This window comes from Cellulosimicrobium arenosum (assembly GCF_014837295.1).
GTDB lineage: Bacteria > Actinomycetota > Actinomycetes > Actinomycetales > Cellulomonadaceae > Cellulosimicrobium > Cellulosimicrobium arenosum.
Genome location: NZ_JACYHB010000017.1, coordinates 61,160 through 78,557, shown reverse-complemented (window position 1 = coordinate 78,557; position 17,398 = coordinate 61,160). Strand labels below are relative to the sequence as shown.

Sequence of the window (17,398 nt, the reverse complement as noted above, 5' to 3'; positions counted from 1 at the left end):
GCCGCTCGTGCCCGGCTTGCCGCGCCCGTGGATACCTGCCCTGCGCGCCCATCCGAACGCCGTGTTCCGACTCACCCCGACCGCGCGGGCGGCAGCCGAGACACTCCCGTCCTCACGATCGAGGGCCTCGAAGAACCGCGCCCGCATCTCCTCAGAAACCACGATCCCCGCAACTCCCCGAAATCCAGGGTGTTGCGGGGATCGCTAGAACCCGCCAGAGACGGTGCGGGGGCGTCGTGCGTCCGGTGGATCAGCCGCAGAGCGTCGCGTCGTACGCGACGTCCGCGCCGGCGGACCGGCCGCCGCTGCGCATCGTGACCTGGGCACGTCCCGCCTCCACGCCGGGTGCGCGCGCCCCGAACGACTGATAGGCGCTCTTCCCGGGCTCGACCCCCGTCACGGTGCGCGACCCGTACGGGGTGGTGAGCGTGATGTCGGCGGCCACGGAGTCGGTGTTGGTCGCCTGGACCGCGACGTAGGCCTTGCCCGCCAGGCAGCGGGTCGCGGCCGTCGCGCTCACGACGAGGTCCGCCGTCTCGGGCGCGGCCTCGAACGGGATGTCCAGAGTCGAGGCGGGCCCCGTCGTGACCGTCGGGCTGCCGTCGCGGAAGACGCTCCACAGCTCGAGGCGCACCGTGCCGCCGTCGAGGTCGCCGAGCGACCCCGACGTGGTCACCGGGCGACCCGCGCTCGAGTACGTCTCCGCGCCGGGTACCGGGTCCGTCGGGAAGTACCCGTACGTCTCCGTCCGGTCTCACGTCCCGTCGCCGGTGAGGTCATAGCTCACGCGGGCCTGCACCGCGAGACCGACCTGCGTGCCCGCGTCCACGGGTATCGAGAAGGTGGTCGCCCCGCCGTCGTGCGACGCCGTCACGTCGGAGACCTCGAACGTCGCCGGGTCGTGGGGCGTGTCGACGTACGTCCCGGTCCCGGCCGAGGCGAGCTCGACCGTGCCGGCCTCGCCGGCGTCGGCCGTGAGCGCGCCGTCGTCGGACAGGTGCAACGTCGAGGTGACCGGCTCGGGGTCGGGATCCGGGTCCGGGTCGGGATCCGGGTCCGGGTCGGGATCGGGGTCCGGGTCGCCCGGGTTGCCGGGCGCGCCGCCGCCGCTCCACGTGTGCGCACCCGTGGTGGCCGTGCGGCCCGGGGCGACGTCGAGCGTCGTCCCGTCGGAGAACGTGACGGTGAGCGGTTCGGTCGAGACGTTGGCCGCGACGTAGGTGAGCGACCCGTCCTCGTCGAACGTCGCCGCGAGGGGGTGGTCCGCGCTCACCGTCGTGTCCACGGTGCCCAGCGCCGCGAGGTTCGCGACCCAGTGGAACGTGTGCGCGCGGGACTCGCCCTCCTCGGGTGTCGGGTACCCGCCGCGCACGTTCTCGAGCGCGGCGTCGGCGTCGCCCAGGGCGAGGAAGCTCCACAGGATGTCCTGCCACGCCGTGGGGTGACCGCCCTGGACCTCCTCGAGGTGGGCGTAGAGCTCGCGCACGCGCTCCGGGTCGTACCCGAGGTACAGGTGCGAACCGGTGATCGGCAGGTAGTTGATGCCCTGGATCATCGACGGGTTGGCGGTGAACCACGTCGAGTACGAGCCGCCGTCGCCCCAGACCATGCCGACCGTCTCGTGGTCGAACTCGTCGGGGAACGTCGTGCCGCTCGCGTCGAACCAGTACTCGCGGATCGCGGCCGCCTGGGTCGTGTAGATGTAGATCCCCGCGTCCCGCGCGGCAGTGTTGCCCGTGACCTGGCCCCACTGGACCAGGGCGCCGGCAAAGTTCATGCCCTCCGAGGACGACTCCTGGTTGTTGCCGGCCGCGAACGCGCCGTGGCCGGACGCCCAGTCGTGGCCCGCGTAGATGTCGAAGTCGCGCAGGTACGGGAACATCGGCTCGTCGCGGTCGTAGCCGTTCGCGTCGCTGATCAGCAGGTCGACCATGGGGCCGTAGTCCTGCGCCCACTGCGGGTCGAACCGGGCGAGCGTCGCGGCGGCCGCGACGTAGTACCCGTAGTGGAAGTGGTGGTCGTTGAGCTCCTGGTCCGAGCCGTACGAGGCCGGGTAGCCGATGAGCGTGCCCCAGTCCTCGTCGTAGGCGAACACTCGCTCGGCCTTGCCCGGCGACGCGGTGAACCAGTCCGTGAGGAGCGAGCGCACCTGGGCCAGCGCGGCGTCGCGCTGGTCGGTCCGGCCGAGCTGGTCGGAGATCTCGACGATCCGCGTCGCGCGCCCGAGCGCCTTGCCGGTCCAGTAGGTGTCGTTGCCACGCTGGTCGAGCGGGTCGGCCGCGACGTCGTCGAGGTAGGCCTCGAGCTGGTCGCGGTCCGCGCTGCCCTCGGCGCCGGTGGCCACGGCCGGGATCTCGGGCAGGACGCCCTGGAACGTGTCGTGCGTGGTGAACGCGTCGATCCCGGCGAGCACCGTGAGGTCGCCGCGCGCGGAGGTGTAGGTCGCGTCCAGCGGTTCGCCCGCGGGGTCGCCGCCGGCCAGGTGCTTCGCCTGGTGCGGGTACAGGGCTGCGACCGTCCCGGCGGACTCGCCGGTCCCGGGCCACGGCGTCGTCTCGAGCGCGTAGGTCGTGCTGACCTGCGACGTCGACTCGTCATAGGTGTAGTCCACCGTCGTGCCGGTCACGGGGGAGTACGCGGAGTCCGCGTAGGTGTCCGCGAGCGCTGCGCGGGCGTCGTCCGCGACGTCGGGCAGGACGGCGACCGAGAAGAACCCGTCGCCGTCCAGGGGCGCGGTGAACGTGTCGCCGGACTGCGTCCAGTCCACGCCGGGCGGCGCGAACGCCACGTAGTCGTGGCCGTTGACGCTCAGGCCCAGGCGAGGGCCGTCGTCCAGCCAGACGTCGGCCCCGTCGTCGGCGGTGAGGGTCGCGTCGCCGCCGGACGCCTCGAACCACGCGAACGGCAGGCCGTGCCCGATCGTCGCGCGCAACGACCGTGATCCGTCGTCCCACAGGGGAGAGACGGTCCAGTCGGTCCAGTCGTCGACGGCGACGTACGGGGCGTCGAGCCCGCTCACGCCCGCGTGCAGGTCCTCGCGGTACGGGAAGTGGTACTCCGAGACACCCGCACCGCTGCCGGAGATCGTCGGCGTCGTCGTGTACGAGATGCCGAGGCCCGCTGCGTCCGGCTGGTACGCGGCGGGATGGGCGTGCAGCGGCACGCTCCACCGGCAGTCCAGTCGCTTGTAGGCCAGCGAGGACCACCAGTCGTTGGTCGGCAACGGCGTGGTCGGGGCGTCGTCGGTCACGAACGCGCGGGGGTCGGCGTTGATCGCGGCACAGCCGTTCGGGGTCGGTCCGGGTGGTTGCGTGGTGTAGCTGCCGGAACCGACGTCGATGGTCTCCGCCGCGGCGGACGTGGCCTGCGTGACGGCCAGCCCGCCGGCGACGAGGACGCCGACGAGGGCTGCGGCGACCGACCGGCTCGGCCGGCGCAGCCGCTCGGAACGGCGAGGTACGGGTAGGTCAGCTCGTGCTGGATCGTCGGACACGACGTCTCCCTGGGTCACGCGCGGGACGTCGTCGTCCCGCGCTCGGTGCACCCCGCGGCAGCGGTGCCGGGGGGAGGGAGCGCTCGCTGGGAGCGCTTCCACAACCACGATAGAGCGTTCTCCCGGATACGCCAAGAGGATCGCCGCATCGTGTGGGAGGACCGTGCGGGAGGGAACCGTGACACGCGGTGCGCGAGGCGGGACTCGAACCCGCACGTCCGAGGACACCAGGACCTAAACCTGGCGCGGCTGCCAGTTACGCCACTCGCGCGCGACGCCCATCCTACGGCGCGGCTACCTCGGGTCGATGCCGAGGTCGCGACGGAGCTTGGCGACGTGGCCGGTCGCCTTCACGTTGTACTGCGCGAGCTCGACCGTGCCCTCCGGGCCGACGACCACGGTCGAGCGGATCACGCCCGTGACGGTCTTGCCGTAGAGGGACTTCTCGCCCCAGGCGCCGTACGACTCGAGCACGGACCTGTTCTCGTCGGAGACGAGCGGGAACGTCAGGTGCTCTGCCTCCGCGAAGGTCGCGAGCGTGTCGACCGGGTCGGGGGAGACCCCGACGACGGCGTAGCCGGCACCCTGGAGCGAGGCCAGGTTGTCGCGGAAGTCGCACGCCTCCGTCGTGCAGCCGGGCGTCCCGGCAGCCGGGTAGAAGTACACGACGACGTGCTTGCCGCGCAGGTCGGAGAGCGTGAGCGTGCCGCCGTCGGCGGCGGGCAGCGTGAAGTCGGGGGCGGTGTCTCCGACGGTGAGGCGCGTGGTCATGGATCTCCTTCGGTCCGGGACGGGTCGTTCCTCCGAGAGTAGGCGACGCGGCCTGCGTCCCGGCTGTCGTGCACGTCACAGCCCTGGCGCCCGTGCGCGATTTCTCCCGCGGGGGCGGTGCTGCTAATGTTTTCTCTCGCGCGCCATTAGCTCAATTGGTTAGAGCAGCTGACTCTTAATCAGCGGGTTCGGGGTTCGAGTCCCTGATGGCGCACCGTACCGGAGGCCGTCCACCCAGCAGGGTGGGCGGCCTTCGTCGTCCGTTCCGACCGTGTTCGTCCGCACTCGTCCGGGTGTTCACCCGTGCCCTGGATCGTCGCTCCTGGGCGCGGCGGAGCAGCCGCGCCCTCCGCCTGTCGACGAGAGGACGCACGATGCGCGCGCACCCGCACCCGCACCGACCCAGGACACGACCACCGGCCCGACGCGTGGCGACCGCCGCGCTCGGCGCGACGCTGATCGCGGGGGTGCTGGTGCCCGCCGCGACGGCTGCGCCCGGATCCGGGCAGGTCACGACGGCGCCGCGCGCCGCGACGTCGGGCCCGGAGGAGGCCGGCGGGACGCCCCTGCTGTCCCCGACCACCGGGACGTTCGTCGACGGCACCGTCCCCGTGGTCGCCACGCCGGTGCAGCCCGGCGACCCGGTCGACGCGCTCGCCGTCGACGGCGAGGTGATCGACGCGGCGCCGACGCCGGCGGTCGCGCACCTGTCGTTCGAGGTGGGCTCCAACTCGATCGAGGCCCGCTACGCGAGTCGCGTGCTCGTCAACGGCGAGCCGTTCGAGCTGGACCGGGACATGGTCTCCGAGCGGGTCTCCCTCGACGTACCGGCCGACGTGCTCGTCCAGGGCGAGAACGCGGTGCGGTGGGAGGTCGGTGCGGTCGAGACCTCGTGCGGCACCAACGTCGACGACTACGACGTCACCGACGTGTCGCTCGAGCTGCTCGGCGAGGTCGCGGACGGCGGGACCAACGAGTTCACGTACCAGTTCGGCGACGGCTCGTGCGGCTCGAACATCGTGCGCGTGCCGAGCGCCGACCTGACGTTCGACCTCGTCCAGGATCCCGGTGCGACCACCGGCCTGGCCGGCGAGCTCGACACCACCACGCTCGAGAACGGCGACCACACCCTCACCGCGACCACGGCCGCGGGCCTGGCCGCGACGAGCGCGGTCACGGTCAACAACTCCGCGCCGGGTGCGCCGGCGATCCTCCCCACCGACGGCGCGCTCCTCGACGGTGCGCAGACGGTCCTCGCGACCCCGCCGGCGGGCGGCGACGCGCCGACCGGCATCGAGATCGACGGCGCGGCGCTCGCGACCACCGAGACGCTCGGAGCGGGGACCTCGACCTTCGTGTTCTCCGTCGGCTCGAACTCGATCGAGGTGCGCTACACGAACCACGTGATCGTCAACGGACGTCGGATCGACCTGGTCGACCGCGACTACGTGAGCGAGACGGTGCGGCTGGACGTGCCGAGCTCCTCGCTCGTGCCCGGGCGGAACACGATCCGCTTCGTCGCCGGTGTCGACCGGACGTCGTGCGGCGACAACCACGACGACTTCGCGATCTCCGGCCTCGGTCTCGAGGTCGCGCACGGCACGGTCACACCGGTGGACGTCGAGCCGTCCTACGCGCTCGGCGACGGGTCCTGCGGGTCCAACGCGACCAAGCCGCGCGCCGTCGACCTCCTGTTCGACGTGTCCCGCGACGTCGACGCCCCTGCCGCCGGGCTGCGGGCCGACGTCGACACCGCCGACCTCGAGGACGGGGAGCACGTCATCACCTCGGCGACGGCCGCGGGGGCAGGCGCCCGTCGCACCGTCGTGACCGACAACACAGGGCCGGCGGTCGCCTCCTCGGTGCCGCAGGCGGGCCAGGAGCTGCGCACGGCGACGCCGCTCGCGGTCGAGATCGACGACGCGTCGGGCGTCCTCGACGGCCCGCACGTCACGCTCGCCGGGGAGACGGTCGACCCCGGTACCCCCGTCGGCCCGGGTCTCGAGCCCGGCGACCACACGCTCGTCGTGACGGCCACGGACGTGCTCGGCAACGAGAGCGCGCACGAGATCGCGTTCTCGAGCGCCGGGATCCCCGACGCGCCGTCCGACCTGACGCCCGAGCACGGGACGACCGACGTCGCCGGGAGCATCGAGCTCGGCGCACGGGTCGCCGTCCCGGGCGGGGGCGACGTGACCGCCACGTTCTCGCGCGTCGAGTCCGTGCACCCGGTCCTCGCGGCACAGGGCTCTGCGCCCACGGTGCCGACCACCACGCTCGAGGTCGAGGGCGAGGAGCCCGCGGCCGTCGACGCTCTCGTGCCTGCGGACGACGCGACGCTCGACTCCCCGTCGACCCGGGACGTCACCTACCAGCGCTTCGAGATCCCCGCGGAGGGGGACGTCGCGGGCCAGTCCGTGCGCTGGGAGGGCCTCATCGACCCGCAGCGGGTCGCCACCCTGCACGTGTGGGACGGTCGGGCCTGGGTCGCCGGTGCGTCTGCCCGCGGCGACGTGGAGGGCACGACGACGCTCACGGCCACGCTCGCCGACGACCAGGTCCAGGACGGTGTCGTGCACGTCCTCGTCACGGGCACCGACCCGTTCGTCGACGACATCGACGACGGCGTGGGCATGCAGGAGCCGACCGACTTCGCCGACCGCGGCGACTACGACTTCTCGATGGTCCACTTCACGGACACGCAGTACCTGGCCGAGGGCGCGGTCGAGCAGGAGACCGCCGAGGAGCGCGCGGTGTGGGCCAAGACCTACACCGACATCGCGCAGTGGATCGTCGACAACGCCGAGAGCCGGGACATCGAGTACGTCGCCCACACGGGCGACGTCAACGAGAACTACATCCGCCCCCCGGCGGACGAGGCGGCGATGGCCCAGGCCCGCGGCGAGTACGAGTTCTCCTCCGCGGCGCAGCAGATCATCGACGACGCGAACATCCCGAACGGTGTCCTCGCGGGCAACCACGACAACCTCACGGGCACCGACAACGGCCCGGGCGCGCTGTTCAACGAGTTCTACGGGCCGCAGCGCTACGAGGACCTGTCCGGGGAGTGGGAGGACGCGAGCTACGGCGGTCCCTGGCGCGAGGGCGACAACCAGAACCACTTCGACCTCTTCACCGCGGGCGGACTGGACTTCGTCGCCGTCTACCTGTCCTACGGCGTGACCACCGAGGAGGCCGCGTGGGCCGACGGCGTGCTGGAGCAGTATCCGGACCGCAACGCCATGGTGCTCACGCACGACTACCTCGTGCCGAGCTCGAGCCCGGACGGGCGCGGCTCGCCGCTCGCGACACCGGACGGCCGCCTGGTGTACAGCAAGGTCGTGGAGCCCAACCCGAACGTGTTCCTCGTCATGTCCGGACACCGCCACGGCGTGGGGATCAACGTGAAGCAGGACGTGGGTGCCGAGGGGAGCGGTGTGGCCGAGCTCGTCGCCGACTACCAGTTCTACGAGGTCACGGCCGAGGAGGCGGGACTGACCGACGTCGGCGGCTACACGCCGGAGCAGGGGCTGCGGCTCGGCGCGAGCTACCTGCGGCTCCTGCAGTTCGACGTCGACCGTTCCGAGATGATCGTCGACACGTACTCCCCGTGGCTCGACGACTTCGCGGCGACGGAGTACGACGACGAGCAGCGGTACAACGGGCTCGAGGACGACTTCGCGATCCCGGTCGACCTCACGAGCCGCAGCACGAGCCTGGCGACTGACTCGGTCGCGCTCCTCGCCACCGGCACGGAGATCGGGACGACGACGGTCGCCTCGGGTGACCTCGCCACGGTGACGTGGGACGACCTCGAGCCGGGGGCTCTGCACGCGTGGACCGTGACGGCCACGAGCGCCGGCGGCGGTGTCACGACGGCGCCCGTCCGGTCGTTCGCGACGGCCCCCGAGGCCGGGCAGCTCGTCGTCACGACGGCCGCGCGTGCGCAGTGCCTGGCCGGCACGGCCTACGTCGCGGTCCGTGCGACCAACGACGACACGGTGCCGATGGACGTCACGCTGGAGACGCCGTACGGGTCGCGGACGGTGCCGGGGGTGGAGCCGGGGAGGTCGGCCTACCAGTCGTTCTCGGTGCGCGCGGGCTCCGTCGAGGCGGGCAGCGCGCACGTGTCGGCGAGCGGCGACGGACGCGCGCTGGACGCGGACGTCGCGTTCGACGCCGTCGACTGCGGCTGACCCGGGCTCCGGCTCGACGCGCCGTCCCAGCCCCTCGGGTCCGATCGAGGGGGTGGGACGGCGTCGTGCCGTCGCCACGTACCCTGGTGCGGTGCCCGACCCGACCGAACGGACCCAGCAGAGCGGGTCGCCGACCCTCGCCGACCCGGGCGGTGCCCGGTACCGCCGGGACCCGGTGTCGTTCGTGCGGCGCACGGGCCGGCTCACGCCGCGGCTGCAGCAGGCCTGGGACGCTCACCACGAGCGATACCTCGTCGACGTGCCGCGCGACGCCGCCGTCACGTCCGTCGACCCGTCCTTCCGGCTCGTGCCGCACGAGCTGTTCGGCCGCAGCGCCCCGCTGGTCGTGGAGATCGGCTCGGGCCAGGGCGAGGCGGTCGTGGCCGCCGCGGAGCGTGAGCCGGAGCGTGACTTCCTCGCTCTGGAGGTCTACCTGCCCGGTCTCGCGAAGACCGTGCGCGAGGCCGGCCGGCGCGACCTGACCAACCTGCGCCTGCTGGAGGTCAACGCGGTCGAGGTCCTGGCCTCCACCCTCCCCGCCGGGAGCGTGGACGAGCTGTGGGTGTTCTTCCCGGACCCGTGGCACAAGTCGCGGCACACCAAGCGTCGCCTCGTCACCCCCTCGTTCGGGGCGCTGGCCGAGCGCGTGCTGCGCGTGCCCGACGGCGGCCGGCCCGGTGGCACGCTCCGGCTGGCCACGGACTGGGCGCCGTACGCCGCGAAGATGGTCGAGGCGCTCGACGCCGCACCCGGCCTGGCGAACGTCCACGGACCCGGTGGCGTCGCGCCACGCTTCGGCGGACGTGTGCGCACCGGGTTCGAGCACAAGGGCGAGGTCGCGGGTCGTGCGGTCACGGACCTGGAGTACGTGCGGGTCTGAGCAGCGGGGGTACGCGCGGGGACGTCGTCGACGCCCGTCGTCGATATCGGTATCGACATTCCGGACCGGGGCCTTGCCGACAAGCGTGATCTAGGGCACATTGGCGACGGGACGACAGTCGCCCCGGGCGCGTAACGGTGCGCGCTCCCATGAGCCGATGGAGGCCTCATGACCGACACGACGGCAGGATCCGCGTCAGGACCCGCCGAGGAGACCGACTACCAACGGGTGCAGCGCTCGCCCGAGTTCCAGGACCTGCGGCGACGCTTCCGCAACTTCGTCTTCCCCATGACGGCGTTGTTCCTGGTCTGGTACTTCGTCTACGTCCTGCTGGCGAACTACGCGCACGACTTCATGAGCATCAAGGTCAGCGGGAACATCACGGTGGGCCTGCTGCTCGGGCTCGGGCAGTTCGTCTCGACCTTCGCCATCACCATGATCTACGCGCGCTGGGCCAACCGACGGTTCGACGCCGAGGCCGACGAGCTGCGCCGTGAGATCGAGGAGGACGAGCTGTGAACGCCACCGTCCGGGCCGCAGAGGCCACCGACGTCGGCAACCCCGTCGTCAACATCGCGATCTTCGCCGTGTTCGTCGCGGTGACGCTCGTCATCGTGCTGCGCGCGTCGCGGCAGAACAAGTCCGCGGCCGACTACTACGCCGGCGGGCGCAACTTCACGGGCCCGCAGAACGGCACTGCGATCGCGGGCGACTACCTCTCCGCCGCGAGCTTCCTCGGCATCTGCGGTGCCATCGCCGTCAACGGTTACGACGGGTTCCTCTACTCGATCGGGTTCCTCGTCGCCTGGCTCGTCGCGCTCCTGCTCGTCGCCGAGCTCCTGCGCAACACGGGCAAGTTCACGATGGCCGACGTCCTGTCGTTCCGTCTCAAGCAGCGTCCCGTGCGCATGGCGGCTGCTCTCGCGACGCTCGCGGTGGTCTTCTTCTACCTCTTGGCCCAGATGGCGGGCGCGGGCGGTCTCGTGGCGCTCCTGCTCGGTATCGACTCGACCGCGGGGCAGAGCATCGTGGTGGCGGTCGTGGGCGCGCTGATGATCCTCTACGTGCTCGTCGGTGGGATGAAGGGCACCACGTGGGTGCAGATCATCAAGGCGGTGCTGCTCATCGCGGGCGCCGCGGTCATGACGTTCTGGGTGCTCGCGAAGTTCGGCTTCAACATCTCGGACCTGTTCCAGGGCGCGATCGACATGGCGGGCCCCGGCGGCGAGGCGATGATCGAGCCGGGCAAGAAGTACGGCGTGGACGGCACGACCAAGCTCGACTTCCTGTCGCTCGCGCTCGCCCTCGTGCTCGGCACCGCGGGGCTCCCGCACGTCCTCATGCGCTTCTACACGGTCCCGTCGGCCAAGGAGGCCCGCCGCTCGGTCGTGTGGGCGATCTGGTTGATCGGCATCTTCTACCTGTTCACGCTGGTCCTCGGCTACGGCGCGGCGGCGCTGGTAGGACCGGAGGCGATCTCGTCGGCACCGGGCGGGGTGAACTCCGCGGCTCCGCTGCTCGCGTTCGCGCTCGGCGGCGAGATCCTGCTCGGGTTCATCTCGGCGGTGGCGTTCGCGACGATCCTCGCGGTGGTCGCCGGGCTGACGATCACGGCGGCGGCGAGCTTCGCCCACGACATCTACGCGAACGTCATCAAGAAGGGCGAGGTCAAGCCCGACGGCGAGGTGCGCGTCGCGCGGATCACGGTCGTCGTCATCGGGATCCTCGCCATCCTCGGCGGGATCTTCGCGCAGGGTCAGAACGTCGCGTTCCTCGTGGCGCTCGCGTTCGCCGTCGCGGCCAGCGCCAACCTGCCGACGATCCTGTACTCGCTGTTCTGGAAGCGGTTCAACACCTCCGGGGCGCTGTGGAGCATGTACGGGGGTCTCGTCTCGTGCATCGTGCTCATCGCGCTCTCGCCCGTGGTCTCGGGCTCGGTCGACCCGGCGACCGGTGCGAGCCTGTCGATGATCAAGAACACCGACGTCGACTTCGCGATCTTCCCGCTCAGCAACCCGGGGATCGTCTCCATCCCGCTGGCGTTCGTCCTCGGCATCGTCGGGACGTTCCTGAGCAAGGGGAAGTCCCACCCGGAGAAGTTCGCCGAGATGGAGGTGCGGTCCCTCACGGGCGCCGGCGCCGAGAAGGCCGTCTCGCACTAGCGCCGGCCGCGGCCGACGAGGAGATCCCTCGTCGGCCGCGGTGCAGGACCGGGTCCGCGTGCGCGCGGGGCACGGCGGACGCACGCGTCCGGTCACGTCGCGAGACCTGGTCCGACGCGCGGCGCGGCGATCCCCGGGCCAGGATGGAGAGCATGGCGACCTCCACCCCGTCCTCCGGGCCGGCCGACGAGACGTACGACGTGATCGTGATCGGGGGCGGGCCCGTCGGCGAGAACGTCGCGGACCGTGCCGCGCGCACCGGCCTGAGCGTCGTGATCGTCGAGGCGGAGCTCCTCGGCGGCGAGTGCTCCTACTGGGCCTGCATGCCGTCCAAGGCGCTCCTGCGGCCGGGCGCCGCGCGGGCCGCCGCGGCGGGGGTCCCGGGCGTCGGTGCGACCGGCGACCTGGATGTGCCGGCCGTGCTGGCGTGGCGCGACTCGATGACGTCCGACTGGGACGACTCCGGTCAGGTGCAGTGGGTCGAGAGCGTGGGGGTCGCGCTCGTGCGCGGCCTGGCGAGCGTCGTCGGGCCCCGACGGGTCGAGGTCACCGCCGAGGACGCCGACGCGGATCTCGACGGGCTGCCACGCCGGCGCGTGCTCGAGGCGCGGCACGCCGTCGTCGCGGCGACCGGGAGCGTGCCCGTCCTGCCCGACGTCCCCGGGCTCGCCGACGCCAACCCGTGGACGAGCCGCGAGGCCACGAGCGTCGAGGACGTCCCGGCGTCGATCGCGATCATCGGTGGCGGTGTCGTCGCGTGCGAGATGGCGTTCGCGCTGACGGACCTCGGGTCCCGTGTCACCGTGCTCTCCCGCGGCCCGCTCCTGGGACGCACGGAGCCCTGGGCGGGAGACGCGGTCGCGGAGTCGCTGCGGGCGCTCGGCGTCGACCTGCGGCTCGGTGCGGGGGCGACCGGAGTGACGACCCTGCCCGACGGGGGCAACCGCCTCGAGCTGTCCGCGACCGGGGCGCCGGCGGGGGAGGGCGAGGTGCCCGACCTCACACCGGTCGAGGTGGATCGCGTGCTCGTCGCGACCGGTCGCGCCCCGCGGACCCAGGACCTCGGGCTGGAGGCGATCGGGCTGACGTCGGCACAGACGCGGCACGGCCTCGACGTGGACGACACGCTGCGGGTGCGCGGCGTCGACGGGGACTGGCTGTACGCGGCGGGAGACGTCACGGGACGCGTCGCGACCACCCACCAGGGCAAGTACCAGGCTCGCGTCGTCGGGGACCTGATCGCGGCCCGGTACGGCGACACGGGCGTCTCCGACGCGCCCACGGCAGGCCGCACCCCGCCCCGTCCCGGGGCCGAGCCCGAGCCGTGGAGCAGGTACGCGGCGACCGCCGACCACCACGCGTCCCCCCAGGTCGTGTTCACCCGGCCCGAGGTCACGGCCGTGGGCCACACCGAGGCGTCGGCGCGCGACGCCGGGCTCGACGTGCGGGTCGTGCGCTACGACCTCGCGAACATCGCCGGGTCGTCCGTGCGGGCGACCGACTACGCAGGGACGGCGCAGATCGTCGTCGACACCGCGCGGGACGTGATCGTGGGGGCGACGTTCGTCGGCCCGGACGCCGCGGAGATGCTGCACGCCGCGACGATCGCCGTGGTCGGCGGGGTGCCGCTGGGACGGCTGTGGCACGCCGTGCCGTCGTACCCGACGGTGAGCGAGGTCTGGCTGCGGTTCCTCGAGGAGTACGGGCTGTAACAAACGTCGCCTAGGCTCGACCGCGTGACGACCGAGAAGACTGCGCCCCGTGTCGCCCTCGCGACCTGCTCCGTCCTGCCCGACCTCGACCCGGACGACGCACCGCTCGTCCAGGCGCTCGCGGACCGCGGGGTCGACGCGCGCGCTGCCGTGTGGGACGACCCGGAGATCGACTGGGCGTCGTTCGACGCGGTCGTGGTGCGCTCGACGTGGGACTACGCGGTGCGCCGCGACGAGTTCGTGACGTGGGCGCAGGGCGTCCCGCGACTGCTCAACGCCGCGTCGGTCCTGCGGTGGAACACGGACAAGGGGTACCTGCGCGAGCTCGAGGCCGCCGACGTGCCCGTCATCCCGACGCTCTGGCTCGATCCCGAGCGCAACCTGTCCTCGCGCGCCATCCACACCCGCCTGCCCGCGCACGGCGACTTCGTCATCAAGCCCGTCGTCAGCGCGGGGGCGCGGGACACCGGGCGGTACCAGTCGGGCGAGGCCTACTCGCGCGGTCGCGCGATCCAGCACGCGAAGAACCTGCTCGTCTCCGGGCGCGAGGTCATGGTCCAGCCGTACGTCACGAGCGTCGACACGACGGGCGAGGTACGCCTCGTCCTCATCGACGGCGAGCTCTCGCACGCGACGCGCAACAAGGCGCACCTCACCGTCCCGCACCACCCCACGCGCGGCCTCTACCCGGACGAGCAGCTCTCGGCGTTCGAGCCGTCGGCCGAGCAGGTCGAGGTCGCGCGGCGCGCGCTGCAGGTCGCCGCCGACGCCGTCGCGGGCGGTGACCCGGCCTCGTTCCTCTATGCGCGCGTGGACCTCGTCACCGGCGACGAGGGCACCCCCGTCGTCATCGAGGTCGAGCTCACCGAGCCGTCGCTCGGCATGGCGCACGCCCCGGGTGCGCTCGACCGCTTCGCGGACGCGATCGCCGCGCGCGTCTGAGCACCGACAGCGGGCGCGAGCGGTCGGGCCGAGGCGAGACGTCCTCGGCCCGACCCGGCCCCGTGTGCTGGACGGTCAGCCCAGGTCGTTGTCGGCCAGCCAGTCCGCGGCGATGTCCGCGGACGAGCGCTGGTCGACCGTCGACTCGACGTTCAGCGCGACGAGACCCTCGGGCGTGAGCGCCGCGCTCACCGGGTTGATGACGTCCGCGAGGTCGTCGGCGACGTCCGCGTTCACGAGCGGGACCACGTTGGACGCGAGGAACATGCCCTCCGGGTCGTCGAGCGTGACGAGCTCCTCCGTCTGGATGCGCGGGTCGGCGGAGAACACGTTCGCGATGTTCACCGTACCGGCGACGAGGTCCTGGACGGTCGTGTCGCCGGTCGCGACGAACGAGACGTCCACGCCGTAGAGGTCCTTGAGCCCCTGCGGACCGTACGGGCGCTGCTCCAGCTCGGCCGGCCCGCCGACGGAGAGGTCGACGTCGAGGCCGGCGAGGTCCGCGAGGCTGGCGACGCCGTTCTCGTCGGCGAAGTCCTTGGTGACGTTGTACGAGTCCTGGTCGCTCGCCGTCGACTGGTCGAGCACGGCGAGGCCGTCCGGGAGCGCGTCCTGCAGGGCCGCGTACACGTCGTCGGGCGACGTGGCCTCGGTCTCGGGGTCGTAGAACTGCAGGAGGTTGCCGGTGTACTCCGGGAACAGCTGGACCTCGCCGCTCTCCAGAGCCGGCATGTAGGCGTCGCGCTGGCCGATGTTGAAGTTGCGCTCGACCGTGAACCCGTCCGCCTCGAGGGCCTGGGCGTAGATCTCCGCGACGATCTCGTTCGAGTAGTAGGCCTGGGAGCCGACGACGATCGTACCGGGGTCGCCCGAGCCGCCGTCGCCGTCACCGGTGTCGGTGGCGAGCGGGTCCTCGCTCGAGCACGCGCCGAGGGCGAGAGCGGCGGCGGTCGCCCCGGCGAGGAGGATCGCGGTGCGTCGTGTGGTGCGCATGGGTGGTCCCTTTCTCAGGTGGTCGTCCGGTGGACGGGTTCGCGGGTGGTGCGGCTCAGCTCGGTGCCGGGGCGGTCGGTCCGCGGCGTCGACGTCTGACGGGTTCGTTCTCGGGGGCACGGCCTGCGGAGACGCCACGCGGGAGCGCGACGCGCTGGAGGAGCGCGAAGAGCGCGTCCAGGACGAGCGCGAGGACGACGATCAGGAGCGCTGCGCCGAGGATCTGGGAGAAGTCGCGGATCTGGATGCCCTGGACGATGTAGAAGCCGAGGCCCCAGTTGCCGACGTAGCCCGCGAGCGTCACCGTCGCCACGACCTGGAGCGTCGCCGAGCGCAGGCCGCCGATGAGGAGCGGGAGGCCGAGGGGCGCCTCGACCGTGCGCAGGATCTGGGCCTCCGTCATCCCGACGCCGCGCGCACCGTCGATCACGCGGCGGTCGACCGCCTCGACGCCGGAGTACGCCCCCGCCAGGATCGGCGGGATCGCGAGCAGGACGAACGCGGTCGTCGACGCGCCGACCTTGTGCGTCACACCGAGCACGAGGACCAGCAGGAGGACGAGGCCGAACGACGGCACCGCGCGGGCAGCGCCGGAGAGAGCGACGGCGAGCTCGCGCCCCCGTCCGGTGTGGCCGATGAGCCAGCCGGCCGGGATCGCGATCAGCGCCGCGACGGCCACGGAGACGACGGTGAACGCGAGGTGCGTCCAGATCGCCTCGGACAGCGGCAGCGCACCGCTCGCCCGGTCGGGGGAGAAGATCCACGCGATCGCGTCGGCGAAGACGTTCATGCTGCTCGCCTCCCTCGGGTCCAGGGCATGAGCAACCGGCCCAGCAGGACCAGGAGCCCGTCGACGACGAGGGCGATGACGACGACCGCCACGACCCCGGCGAGGATCTCCGCGACGATCTGGCGTTGGTACCCGTTGGTGAACAGGTACCCGAGGTTGTCGATGCCGATGAGGATCCCCACGGTGGCCAGCGAGATGGTCGAGACCGCGGTGACGCGCAGCCCGGCCAGGACGACGGGGCCGGCGAGCGGCAGGTCCACCTGCCAGAACCGCCGCCACGGCCCGTAGCCCACCGCGACGGCTGCCTGCCGCACCGAGGGCTCGACGGACGCGAGCGCGTCGGAGACGAAGCGCGTCATGATCGCGACCGCGTAGATCGTCAGCGCGATGATCAGGTTGGCCTCGGACAGGAAGCTGATGCCGAGCAGCGGCGGCAGGAGCGCGAACAGGGCGAGCGACGGGATGGTGTAGAGCAGGCCGACCGCACCGAGGACGAGGCCGCGCGTGGGCCGGAACCGGAACGCGAGCCAGCCCGTCGGGACGGCCACGAGAAGTCCGAGCACGATGGGCAGCGCGCTCTGTCGCAGGTGCTCGACCGAGAGCCGACCGATGAGGTCCAGGTTGCTCGTGACCCAGGTCATGCGCCGTCCTCGACGAGGACGCCCTGGGTGCGTCCGGCGGCGTCGACGAGCACGGTGCCGCTGCCCGTGCGCTTCGTGTGCAGGGCACGGGTGCCGCGCTCGATGCCGACGAAGTTGGCGACGAACTCGTCCGCGGGGTTCTCGATGATCTCGCTGGGAGTGCCGATCTGGGTGATGTCCGCGCCCTTGGACAGGATCACCACCTGGTCGCCGAGCAGGAACGCCTCGTCGATGTCGTGCGTGACGAACACGATCGTCTTGTTCAGCTCGCGCTGCAGCCGGAGCGTCTCGGTCTGCAGCTCGGCCCGCACGATCGGGTCGACGGCGCCGAACGGCTCGTCCATGAGGAGGATGTTGGGGTCCGCCGCCAGCGCTCGTGCGACACCGACGCGCTGCTGCTGGCCGCCGGAGAGCTGGCTCGGGTACCGCTCGGCGAGCGCCGGGTCCAGGCCGACGGTGTCGAGCAGCTCGAACGCGCGGTCGCGGGCGGCGGCCCGGGGTGCGCGCTCGAGGCGCAGCACGGTCGTGACGTTGTCGAGGACCGTGTGGTGGGGCAGGAGGCCACCGTTCTGCAGGACGTACCCGATCCCGCGCCGCAGCCGCACCGGGTCCTTGTCCATGACGCTCTCGCCGTCGATCTCGATCGTGCCCGCGGTGGGTTCGACCATGCGGTTGATCATGCGCAGCAGCGTCGTCTTGCCGCAGCCCGAGGACCCGACCAGCACCGTGGTCTTCCGTGGGGGTATGACGAGGCTGAAGTCGTCGACCGCGGCGGTGCCGTCGGGGTACGTCTTGCTGACCGAGCTGAATTCGATCAT

14 protein-coding genes and 2 tRNA genes are annotated in these 17,398 nt (G+C 72.1%); 7 read left to right on the top strand and 9 right to left on the bottom strand.

Annotation, left to right across the window (positions count from 1 at the left end; genetic code table 11):
* From IF651_RS18370 to bcp, 5 genes are all read right to left on the bottom strand, one after another.
* On the bottom strand, positions 1-147 hold a 147-nt coding region (locus tag IF651_RS18370), incomplete at its 3' end, for a hypothetical protein (RefSeq protein ID WP_422110501.1).
* A 103-nt stretch (positions 148-250) separates the two neighbouring features.
* Positions 251-676, bottom strand: a complete 426-nt coding sequence (locus IF651_RS17465; RefSeq protein ID WP_206715369.1) for a hypothetical protein — start codon at positions 674-676, stop codon at positions 251-253.
* Between the two features lie 78 nt (positions 677-754).
* Positions 755-3,511 (bottom strand): glycosyl hydrolase, encoded by a 2,757-nt coding sequence (locus IF651_RS16505; RefSeq protein ID WP_206715367.1) that lies wholly within the window; start codon positions 3,509-3,511, stop codon positions 755-757.
* A gap of 171 nt (positions 3,512-3,682) precedes the next feature.
* Positions 3,683-3,764: transfer RNA gene (locus IF651_RS16500), tRNA-Leu, on the bottom strand.
* A 23-nt stretch (positions 3,765-3,787) separates the two neighbouring features.
* Positions 3,788-4,264 (bottom strand): thioredoxin-dependent thiol peroxidase, encoded by a 477-nt coding sequence (gene bcp / locus IF651_RS16495; RefSeq protein WP_191830214.1) that lies wholly within the window; start codon positions 4,262-4,264, stop codon positions 3,788-3,790.
* 140 nt (positions 4,265-4,404) lie between these two features.
* Between bcp and IF651_RS16490 the strand changes: the two genes are divergently transcribed.
* From IF651_RS16490 to IF651_RS16460, 7 genes are all read left to right on the top strand, one after another.
* A tRNA-Lys gene (locus tag IF651_RS16490) sits at positions 4,405-4,478 on the top strand.
* Between the two features lie 160 nt (positions 4,479-4,638).
* Positions 4,639-8,460: a metallophosphoesterase gene (locus IF651_RS16485; RefSeq protein ID WP_191830213.1), complete on the top strand. Its 3,822-nt coding sequence runs from the start codon at positions 4,639-4,641 to the stop codon at positions 8,458-8,460.
* Between the two features lie 91 nt (positions 8,461-8,551).
* On the top strand, positions 8,552-9,340 hold the full coding sequence (gene trmB, locus IF651_RS16480) for a tRNA (guanosine(46)-N7)-methyltransferase TrmB (protein WP_191830212.1): 789 nt from the start codon (positions 8,552-8,554) through the stop codon (positions 9,338-9,340).
* Positions 9,341-9,508: 168 nt separating this feature from the next.
* Positions 9,509-9,859: a DUF485 domain-containing protein gene (locus tag IF651_RS16475; protein ID WP_191830211.1), complete on the top strand. Its 351-nt coding sequence runs from the start codon at positions 9,509-9,511 to the stop codon at positions 9,857-9,859.
* Positions 9,856-11,502 (top strand): sodium:solute symporter family transporter, encoded by a 1,647-nt coding sequence (locus tag IF651_RS16470; RefSeq protein WP_191830210.1) that lies wholly within the window; start codon positions 9,856-9,858, stop codon positions 11,500-11,502. The genes IF651_RS16475 and IF651_RS16470 overlap by 4 nt, the downstream gene beginning before the upstream one ends.
* 152 nt (positions 11,503-11,654) lie before the next feature.
* Positions 11,655-13,214, top strand: coding sequence for a dihydrolipoyl dehydrogenase family protein (locus IF651_RS16465; protein ID WP_191830209.1), 1,560 nt, complete (start codon positions 11,655-11,657; stop codon positions 13,212-13,214).
* Between the two features lie 24 nt (positions 13,215-13,238).
* Positions 13,239-14,156: an ATP-grasp domain-containing protein gene (locus tag IF651_RS16460; protein ID WP_191830208.1), complete on the top strand. Its 918-nt coding sequence runs from the start codon at positions 13,239-13,241 to the stop codon at positions 14,154-14,156.
* A gap of 75 nt (positions 14,157-14,231) precedes the next feature.
* Here IF651_RS16460 and IF651_RS16455 read toward each other — a convergent pair whose 3' ends face one another.
* The 4 genes from IF651_RS16455 to IF651_RS16440 are packed head-to-tail and all read right to left on the bottom strand — an operon-like array spanning position 14,232 to position 17,398.
* Positions 14,232-15,149, bottom strand: a complete 918-nt coding sequence (locus tag IF651_RS16455) for an ABC transporter substrate-binding protein (RefSeq protein ID WP_191830207.1) — start codon at positions 15,147-15,149, stop codon at positions 14,232-14,234.
* Positions 15,150-15,204: 55 nt separating this feature from the next.
* Positions 15,205-15,939: an ABC transporter permease gene (locus IF651_RS16450; protein WP_191830206.1), complete on the bottom strand. Its 735-nt coding sequence runs from the start codon at positions 15,937-15,939 to the stop codon at positions 15,205-15,207.
* Complete coding sequence (locus IF651_RS16445) at positions 15,936-16,580, bottom strand: ABC transporter permease (RefSeq protein WP_191830205.1); 645 nt, start codon at positions 16,578-16,580, stop codon at positions 15,936-15,938. The genes IF651_RS16450 and IF651_RS16445 overlap by 4 nt, the downstream gene beginning before the upstream one ends.
* On the bottom strand, positions 16,577-17,398 hold the full coding sequence (locus IF651_RS16440; protein ID WP_191830204.1) for an ABC transporter ATP-binding protein: 822 nt from the start codon (positions 17,396-17,398) through the stop codon (positions 16,577-16,579). The genes IF651_RS16445 and IF651_RS16440 overlap by 4 nt, the downstream gene beginning before the upstream one ends.

Coding starts and splice junctions, on each gene's coding strand:
- bcp (WP_191830214.1), bottom strand. CDS start 4,264: ATGACCACGCGCCTCACCGTCGGAGACACCGCCCCCGACTTCACGCTG.
- IF651_RS16485 (WP_191830213.1), top strand. CDS start 4,639: ATGCGCGCGCACCCGCACCCGCACCGACCCAGGACACGACCACCGGCC.
- IF651_RS16475 (WP_191830211.1), top strand. CDS start 9,509: ATGACCGACACGACGGCAGGATCCGCGTCAGGACCCGCCGAGGAGACC.
- IF651_RS16465 (WP_191830209.1), top strand. CDS start 11,655: ATGGCGACCTCCACCCCGTCCTCCGGGCCGGCCGACGAGACGTACGAC.
- IF651_RS16455 (WP_191830207.1), bottom strand. CDS start 15,149: ATGCGCACCACACGACGCACCGCGATCCTCCTCGCCGGGGCGACCGCC.
- IF651_RS16450 (WP_191830206.1), bottom strand. CDS start 15,939: ATGAACGTCTTCGCCGACGCGATCGCGTGGATCTTCTCCCCCGACCGG.
- IF651_RS16445 (WP_191830205.1), bottom strand. CDS start 16,580: ATGACCTGGGTCACGAGCAACCTGGACCTCATCGGTCGGCTCTCGGTC.
- IF651_RS16440 (WP_191830204.1), bottom strand. CDS start 17,398: ATGATCGAATTCAGCTCGGTCAGCAAGACGTACCCCGACGGCACCGCC.